This window comes from Arenibacter sp. S6351L (assembly GCF_023016025.1).
GTDB classification, from domain to species: Bacteria; Bacteroidota; Bacteroidia; order Flavobacteriales; family Flavobacteriaceae; genus Arenibacter; species Arenibacter algicola_B.
Genome location: NZ_JALKBB010000014.1, coordinates 120,143 through 128,975, shown reverse-complemented (window position 1 = coordinate 128,975; position 8,833 = coordinate 120,143). Strand labels below are relative to the sequence as shown.

The window sequence follows — 8,833 nt, the reverse complement described above, 5'->3', positions numbered from 1 at the left end:
TTATCGGTAAGGTTGCCATCGCCCTCGGTATAGGTGGTCCCGTTCAGGGTCACGGTAAGCACATCGGCCGAATCCGCAGTCCCGGTAATGGTCGGGGTGGTATCGTTTGTCAATAGGGTATTGACGGTGGGGGCGGTGGGGACAGTGGTGTCTACCGTATACGATTCGGTATCGGTACCAGTATTCGTGCAAATTCCATTCGTGGATTCAACGGATGCATCAATTGTTGTATCTGCATCGGCAACCAAATCACTTCCATTGACCGGAATACTAAAACTAAGATCTGCAGCAACATTACCTTGATAGGATACATTGTTAATTGTTAGGGTAACTACATCGTTCACTTGAGCATCGCCACCAACAACACCGGTGACATTTACTAATCCCATTGCTTCGTCAGAATTCACAATATCATCAGTTGTAATATTCGAGTCCAATGTAATTGTCGGTGCCAAAGTGTTATCCTGAATTGTTACAACAACTGGTTTTAATTCACCGGCCATATTTTCACACCCACTACCGGAATCGGTAATACTGACATAATAAGTATATGGACTGTTTAGACCTGAAAGTCCCAAAATGCTCAATTCATCGTTGGCATCAATATTATAAGTGATACCGCTATCGACCATTCCATCTGTAATTGGATTGGTTTTATTGGCATCCAAATACCAAGAAAAGGCTCCCGTTAAAGCACTTCCCGGCACTAATGTTACTGTATTTGATGAGCAAATGGTACTTTCATTGCCAGTTACTGTGATATCCGTTGCTTCCGGAGAAGGAACAACTGTTACTTCCACTGGGGTACGCTCAGATTCCTCAGGACAACCAACTTCCGCTGCCGCTACATAAAAAGTGGTATCCGCCAAAATTGCAGAAGTAACAAAGGGCGTTCCAGACGCCACTGTTCCCAAAAGTGTGCCGTCAACCGCACTGTCATACCATCTAAGCTCCAGGTCGTTGGGATCTGCTACCGCAATGAGACTGGCTGATTCCCCCTTGCATATATCTACATCTTGAGTGCTAGCATCGAATGTGGGAGGTCCGGGTACCTTTTTAACCTCATGAACCTCTAATTTCTGTGGTAGGCTAAGAGTTACTAAAGAGCTGAATCTTATGACAATCCTGTCTATTGGCGCTCCTGGAGCGAAAGGTACTACTGCATTTTCGTCATTTTGAAACAATCCCAATAAATCTAAATTCAACAAGTCGGTCAAACTTTCTGAGGCTACTAAATTAGCTCCATTGTACCCCAATATTTCAATATTGTCCAAAACACCCAGAGCCAATAGACCCGAATTCAGTTTTAAATTAAAATTAAATACCTCATTGGAATGTGAAAGTTCTTCAAAGTAAAGAATTTGTTCTATAGAAGAACCAACACCTATAAGGCCTAAATTTAGTTCGGAAAAAGTGTTGTCATCATCGTCAATAGCATCCTCTGGAGCATTAACACCTACACCACCAACACCTAAAAGTCCAGACGGACTTCCATCGTAAGATGTAAATGAAGGGGATCCGCAATCACCTATTATTTCGGAGGTGTTGTAAAATGCGCCATATACCCCTAATTTTTTGCGGCCAATGGAAGTTACTCCCTGATCTATACTGTTTACTAGTCGAATCCTATTAAAATCTTGATCAGGTGTAATGACAATGAAAAATTCCCCAGCTTCATTCATTACGAGCCTCATTCTAGATGTTCCAAATTCTCCTGCGTCATTTGAATCTCCTTGGAGAACTACGGTATTCACGTTCTTTACTTGTACAGTGAATTCTTGCTTGCTGACCAACGTAGCCCCTAAAAAATCACCTAAGCCCCCAGCCAATAAAGGTGCCAGGATAGGCTCTTCTGCATCAATCTTTACATATACGGTAGTTTCTGCTGGTATTAATGAAGGAAATTCCAATTCTAGATGCCCGGAATAACTACCTATACCATCTTTAGCCTCAATATCAGCCTTGGTACTTAAGTCTGAATCAATAGCATTTGCTGAATCATCAGTGTTGCTTTGGCTTATTATGCTATTGGCAAAAACCCTAGTTTGGCCAAATCCGGATATGGACATTAATAGGCATACAAGTAGGCACCAATAAAAATTAATTAATTTGGTATAATTAAATCCCATAGGCAGAAATAATCACATTTCAATAATTTTTTGTGTATATCACCTTTTTATAACGCATCAAGCCTTACTTTATTGAGTTCTAAGACGGTGAGATGGAGATAATTAGTGGTTTCAATTTAAATTATACCATAAGGTGCTTTTAAAACGAGGTATGTATTAGGAATTGGTGCCACCCTTTTATTGGAATTCTACGGGGACTTTATTTCGGTGTTTCCAGCGCTTATGGGTCCAAAGGTAGTACTCAGGTTTTTCCCGTATCTGATCTTCGGTCAACCTTAAGAATCGGTCCGTAATCTCGTTCTTTTTGGTTTGCTTACCAGCTGTTGTAATGGGAATAAATTCTGCCTTATAATATCCTCTTTTTACTTTTGATACTTTTAGGAAAACCACTGCCAGATCCAATTTTCTGGCCATGCTTTCGGGGCCGTTAAATATAGGCACCTTAACGCCCATGAATTCACTCCAATATTGAGCTCTTTTTACTTGAGGAGATTGATCGCTCACCATACCATAGGCAGATATTACCCCATTTTGGACATTCCTATATACCGTTTTTACAGTTTCCTGCTGGGTTATGAGGGTGGTATTCCATTTGGCCCTTATTTTCTTTATCAAATCATCAAAATAGGAATTCCCAATTCTTTGGTAAACGGCATAACCTTTTGCATTCACATAATTATTAATGCTCACGTTCCACTCCCAATTGGCGTAATGTGAACATACAATAAGAACACTTTTATCTTTTACGATTTCCTGTAGCACCTCTATATTGACGATCTTATAACGTTCTTTGAGTTCCTCTTTGGACAGGTTCAAGGTCTTCACCATTTCTAGGAACATATCGCACATATGGCGGTAGAAATCTTTCCGGATTTTTTGTATTTCTTCCTTGGTCTTATTGGGAAAAGCGCGCCTAAGGTTTTCTTTCACCACTTTTTTGCGGTAACCAACAACATGGTAAAGAATAATAAAAACAAAATCTGAAAAAAAGTAAAAAAGTCTAAAAGGTAATATGGAAATAAGCCATAGTAGGGGGTAAACCAGAATATATACTAGAAACTGCATGCAGATATAATTAGGGCAAATATAGCTATATTTGAACCCAAAAATAATAGTTTTCTTCATGAATAACATTCATCTTGCTACCATTGCCATTATGGCCGCCAATGTCATTGCCTCCTTAAAGGGTTTTAATAACCAGACTTTCTTTGAACGTTACAAGTTTGGCGTTGGTGCTATTCAGGCCGGACAGAAAGATAGGATGGTTACCTCGGGTTTTTTACATGTAGACCTTTCCCATCTATTTTTTAATATGTTTACACTTTATTTCTTTGCAGATGTGGTCATTGATTGGTTTGGTCCCAGTAAATTCCTTATCCTTTATTTTATTAGTCTGGTTGCCGGTAGTTTATTGGCATTGTACTTTCATAAAAACGAACCTTATTACAGCGCTGTGGGAGCCAGTGGAGCTGTTACAGGTATATTGTATTCTGCCATCCTATTGGAACCGCAAATGCGATTGGGAATTATGTTCATTCCTATTCCTTTACCAGCTTACGTTTTAGGAATTCTTTATTTATTTTATTCTATCTATGGAATGAAAACAAGATTGGGGAACATTGGGCATACTGCCCACTTTGGTGGTGCTATTGGCGGGTATGTTGTAACCTTGTTCTTTAAACCAGATCTACTTGTTACAGATACCTTAATGGTACTATTATTGGCTTTGCCTATTGTACTTCTTTTTATTCTAGGGAAAATGGGCAAGATTTAGTTCGGTTTCCAGAGCTTCCGAATGAGGGTTCAATTGTGCTTCTGGGTCAAGGATTGCTCAAAATTGAACACTGATCAAAAGGCAATGTAGGAACGGGAGATGTATAAAATAATAAAGGCCCGTAGATTTTACGAGCCTTTATTATTTTATGTAGTATATTTTACTGTAAAAGTTCTGCAATTTTCGACTCCAATTCAGGGCCTCTAAGGTTTTTTGCTACAATAACTCCGTTTTTATCAAGGATAAAAGTAGCAGGTATGGCTTCTACATTGTAAAGTTTGGCTACCGCATCATTGAAGTAATCCAAACTGGAAATATGGTTCCAGCTAAGTTTGTCATCTGCAATGGCCTTTTTCCAATCTTCTTCCTTTCTATCCAAGGATACGCCAATTATATTAAGTCCTTTGGAATGGTACTTGTTGTAGATATTGACCACATTTGGATTTTCAACCCTACAAGGTTTGCACCAGGCAGCCCAAAAATCGATGATGGTCACTTTTCCCATGGCTTCTTTTAGGGACAATTCCTTACCCTCTGGGGTAGGTCCTGAAAAGTCGGGGGCAGTGGCGCCAATAGCTGTACTCTTCCCTTTTTCTTCCCTAGCTTTGGCTGCTTCCAAACTTTTTAGGATGTTTTTGGCGGGCAGGGTTTCCTTTATCTCTGGAGTTAAGGCATCATACATTTTTTGTGCTTCTTCGCTCTCCACTATTCTTGTATTAAGTCCTTTTTCTATCAATAAAGCAGAAATAAGACCATTAGGATTGTTTTTAATGAAGTTCAATTCAAAATTCTTATATTCTTCCTGAAGTTCGGCAAACTCGTCACGCAAGGAGTTTACAGTAGCTTCGTTTCCGCCCATATTGGCGTTTTGCATATCTCTTTGAATAGACATTGCCTGATCGGACAAGGCCCTTGATTCATTTAGATAGTTAAAGAATATATTATTTTGCTCAGTGCCTTTAACCTTGGCAAAATTTAAACTATCCTTCTGGGCACTAAGTTCTATTTCACCTTTCTCGGCAACAACCGGAGTGTAGCCTTGTACTTTATCAACAAAAACATATATTAGATCGGGTGAATCAGCAGGACCACTAATAGTAAACTTACCGTTTTCCACAGTGGTGGTGTCAATATCATATGGCTGATTGTTTTCATCAATCTTTCTTATAAATATTTGGGTACCGTTTTCCACATCACCGGTTAAAGTTCCGTTCAATACAAAACCTTCAGGTTTACTGTTGCACGCTACAACTCCTACAATTACGGTAAGCGATAATAATATTTTTTTCATTTCTGTTTTCTTTTAATTGCCGCAAATGTACTTATATATAAGTAATAAAAAAAGCCATAAATGCTACAAGAACATTCATGGCTGAATAAAATAGTATTTCGTTATTTATATCAAAACTGATAGCGAATTCCCAAGGCGATATCAAAATCAAAATTATCAGAGAAATCTTTATAGCCCACGATGCCAATTTCAGGTCTAAAATCCAATGAAATCAGTAAAGGAATGTCAAAGTTGTATTCAATACCAATATCTCCGGCAGCCAAAACAAATAGGCCACCATCTGGTGTGTAGTATCCACCATTGCCATTAGGTTTGGAAGCGAAGTCCACACTTCCCAGTCCGCCACCGGCGCCGTAGTACCAATTGAAATTTCCGTCCAAGGGTCTAACCCATTGGTAAAGGGCCGTTAATTTAAAAGCATCAAAATAACGACTGTCCCGCCATCCAAGGTTGGCTTCCAATCTGTTGTCACGATCCAAAGATTTTTGATAGGAAATTTCTGCACCAAAACCATCACTGTCCCCCAAGCGCAGACCAATGGCGTGATCGGATATTTCCTGGGCACTCATAGAGAACCAGGAACAGAACATAAATAGGGTAAATAATTTTAAAATTTTCATAAGTGTTCTAAAGTTAATTAATGTAAAAATTAAAAATTCATTATTAATCTGAAACAATAAAACTTAATTTAGTGCCCAAAATTGTTTTGAGTTGGATAAAAATATGCTAAATAAATTAAAGGACGATTTAGAGGGCGATTTGTTTGTAGACAAATTAATGACCACCCTATATGCCACTGATGCTTCTGTATATAGAAAAATGCCAATGGCAGTGGCCTATCCGAAGACTGAAGAGGATATTAGAAAACTAATTCTATTTGCAGGTGAACACAAAATTGGTTTAATACCCAGAACTGCAGGAACCTCCCTTGCCGGACAATGTGTTGGGGATGGTATAGTAGTGGATGTCTCCAAAAATTTCACCAAGATTCTCTCCGTTGATGAAGATAAAAAACAAGTAACCGTTCAACCAGGGGTGATCCGTGACGAGTTAAATCTCTACTTGGAACCTTATGGCCTATTTTTTGGACCAAACACCTCTACTTCCAATCGCTGTATGATCGGGGGAATGGTAGGTAACAACTCCTCGGGAACTACCTCCATACAATACGGGGTTACCCGTGATCAAGTGGTATCCTTACAGACTTTTTTATCCGATGGAAGCAAGGTAGAATTCAGGGATTTGTCCTTGAACGAATTTCTGGGTAAAATGTCCTTGGATAATTTTGAAGGAAAAATTTACAACAACATACATAAAGAATTAAGCAACAAGGAAATACAGGCGGAAATTGTTAAGGAATTTCCAAAACCCCAGATCCATAGGCGCAATACAGGATATGCTGTGGACGAGTTGCTCAGGAACAATATTTTTGGTGATAGCGCCGAAGGCATAAACTTATGTAAATTATTGAGCGGTAGTGAAGGTACCTTGGCTTTCACTACAGAAATAGTACTGCAATTGACCGAGTTGCCTCCCAAACTTTCCGCCATGGTAGTTACCCATTACAAAACCTTGGAAGATTGTTTGTTGGACGTTGCTCCCCTAATGACCCACAATCTGCATACCTGTGAAATGATGGATAAGGTAATTTTGGATTGTACCAAAAATAACCGTACCCAATTGGAGAACAGGTTTTTTGTGGAAGGCGACCCCGCGGCATTGTTAATGTTGGAGGTTAAAGCGGATACCGAAGAGGACTTGGACAAACAACTTCAGCAATTATTGGAGACCGTTAAAAAGTCTGGATTGAGCTATGCCAGCCCTATATTGAGGAGGGCCGACGTAAATAAGGCCATTGAACTTAGAAAGGCCGGATTGGGTCTTCTTGGAAATATAGTCGGGGACCGCAAGGCGGTTGCCTGTATAGAGGATACGGCGGTAGCGCTGGAAGACCTTAAGGATTTTATAGGCGAGTTCTCCCAAATAATGAAGGACTATAAGCAAGATGCGGTCTACTATGCCCATGCAGGGGCAGGGGAGTTGCATTTAAGGCCAATACTAAATTTAAAGAAATCTACAGATGTGGCCTTGTTCAGGTCCATTACCACGGACGTGGCCAAGCTTACCAAAAAATACCACGGATCCTTTAGCGGGGAACACGGTGATGGAATTGTAAGGGCGGAGTTCATTCCCTTAATGATCGGACAGAAGAATTACGAGCTCCTTAAGCGGGTAAAGACCTATTTTGATCCATACAATATTTTTAACCCGGGGAAAATTGTGGATGCCTATCCCATGGATGAATCCCTGAGGTATGAAATTGACCGCCAGGAACCGGAAATAGAAACCTTGATGGATTTCTCCGATAGTGAGGGCATTCTAAAAGCGGCAGAAAAATGTAATGGTAGCGGGGATTGTAGAAAGACCCATTTGGTATCAGGAGCCATGTGTCCCAGTTATCACGCCACAAAAAATGAAAAGGATACCACACGGGGCCGTGCCAACACCCTGCGCGAATTTTTAACTTCTTCGGAAAAGACGAATAAGTTTAACAATAAGGAGCTAAAAGAAGTTTTTGATCTTTGTTTAAGCTGTAAGGCCTGCTCCAGTGAATGCCCCAGCAACGTTGATGTGGCTACGCTTAAAGCAGAGTTTTTATATCAATATCAGGAGGAGAACGGATATCCCTTGAGGGCAAAACTTTTCGCCTATAATACCAAGTTGATTAAATTGGGAAGTAGTATGGCAGGTATTACCAATGCCATGTACGATTCCAAATTTGTTGGCGGATTGCTTAAAAAATCGGTCGGAGTAGCAGAGCAAAGAAGTTTACCGAAAGTCTATAAGTTCAATTTTGATAAGGAGCTTGAAAAGGCTAAAGGTCAGGTAATTGCCACCAGGTCCAAAGTTGTGTTGTACATAGATGAATTCACCAACTATTTGGATGTTGAACTGGGTAGGGATGCTATTGAAGTATTGACACGACTGGGGTATGAGGTGGAACTTTTTTATGCAGAGAGTGGAAGGACCTATATTTCCAAAGGGTTTTTAAAACAGGCCAAAAAATTGGCCATTAAGAATGTAGATAGACTTTCGCAGCTAACGGATAAAGGACTTCCAATAATTGGACTGGAACCTTCCGCTATACTTACGTTTAGGGATGAATATAAACGATTTGGTTTTGACAAAAAGCAGATGGATGCCGTTGCTGCCAATTCTTTTTTGATAGAAGAATTTTTGGCCAAAGAAATTCAGTCCGGCGCTTTAACCGCCGATCTGTTTACAAAGGAAGCCAAGACTGTAAAGATCCACACACATTGCCATCAAAAATCAATATCCAACCAAAAGGTAACTTTTGACATATTGAATCTTCCAAAGAATTATACTGTTTCTATCATTAGTTCCGGATGTTGTGGTATGGCAGGGTCCTTTGGTTATGAAAAGGAACATTACGAGGTAAGTATGCAGGTAGGGGAGTTAAAGTTGTTTCCGGCCGTTAGGAAGTCTGCAGAGGATGTGATTATTGCCGCCAACGGTACCAGTTGTAGGCATCAGATATATGATGGTACCCAAAGAAAGGCCTTGCACCCTATTTCAATTTTGAAAGAGGCTCTTATTGTGTAACAGGGTTCTTCCTAT

6 protein-coding genes are annotated in these 8,833 nt (G+C 40.0%); 2 read left to right on the top strand and 4 right to left on the bottom strand.

What is annotated here, in order from left to right:
* Together MWU82_RS13100 and MWU82_RS13095 are read right to left on the bottom strand one after the other, a co-directional pair.
* Positions 1-2,069 (bottom strand): Ig-like domain-containing protein (locus MWU82_RS13100; protein ID WP_247096693.1); only part of this gene is annotated, 2,069 nt, incomplete at its 3' end.
* Between the two features lie 237 nt (positions 2,070-2,306).
* Positions 2,307-3,194: a lysophospholipid acyltransferase family protein gene (locus tag MWU82_RS13095; protein ID WP_215947993.1), complete on the bottom strand. Its 888-nt coding sequence runs from the start codon at positions 3,192-3,194 to the stop codon at positions 2,307-2,309.
* A 58-nt stretch (positions 3,195-3,252) separates the two neighbouring features.
* On the opposite strand from MWU82_RS13095, the gene MWU82_RS13090 reads away from it, so the two are divergent.
* The gene (locus MWU82_RS13090) at positions 3,253-3,903 is read left to right on the top strand and encodes a rhomboid family intramembrane serine protease (RefSeq protein WP_215947994.1); all 651 of its coding nucleotides are present in this window, start codon (positions 3,253-3,255) and stop codon (positions 3,901-3,903) included.
* Positions 3,904-4,063: 160 nt separating this feature from the next.
* Here the strand turns inward: MWU82_RS13090 and MWU82_RS13085 are convergent, their stop codons facing one another.
* Positions 4,064-5,194, bottom strand: coding sequence for a TlpA disulfide reductase family protein (locus MWU82_RS13085; protein ID WP_247096692.1), 1,131 nt, complete (start codon positions 5,192-5,194; stop codon positions 4,064-4,066).
* Positions 5,195-5,304: 110 nt separating this feature from the next.
* Entirely contained in the window at positions 5,305-5,814 is a 510-nt protein-coding gene (locus tag MWU82_RS13080) for a hypothetical protein (protein ID WP_215947996.1), read from the bottom strand.
* Between the two features lie 103 nt (positions 5,815-5,917).
* Between MWU82_RS13080 and MWU82_RS13075 the strand changes: the two genes are divergently transcribed.
* A complete protein-coding gene (locus MWU82_RS13075; protein ID WP_247096691.1) occupies positions 5,918-8,818 on the top strand; it encodes an FAD-binding and (Fe-S)-binding domain-containing protein in 2,901 nt (966 codons plus the stop codon).
* Positions 8,819-8,833 lie beyond the last annotated feature (15 nt).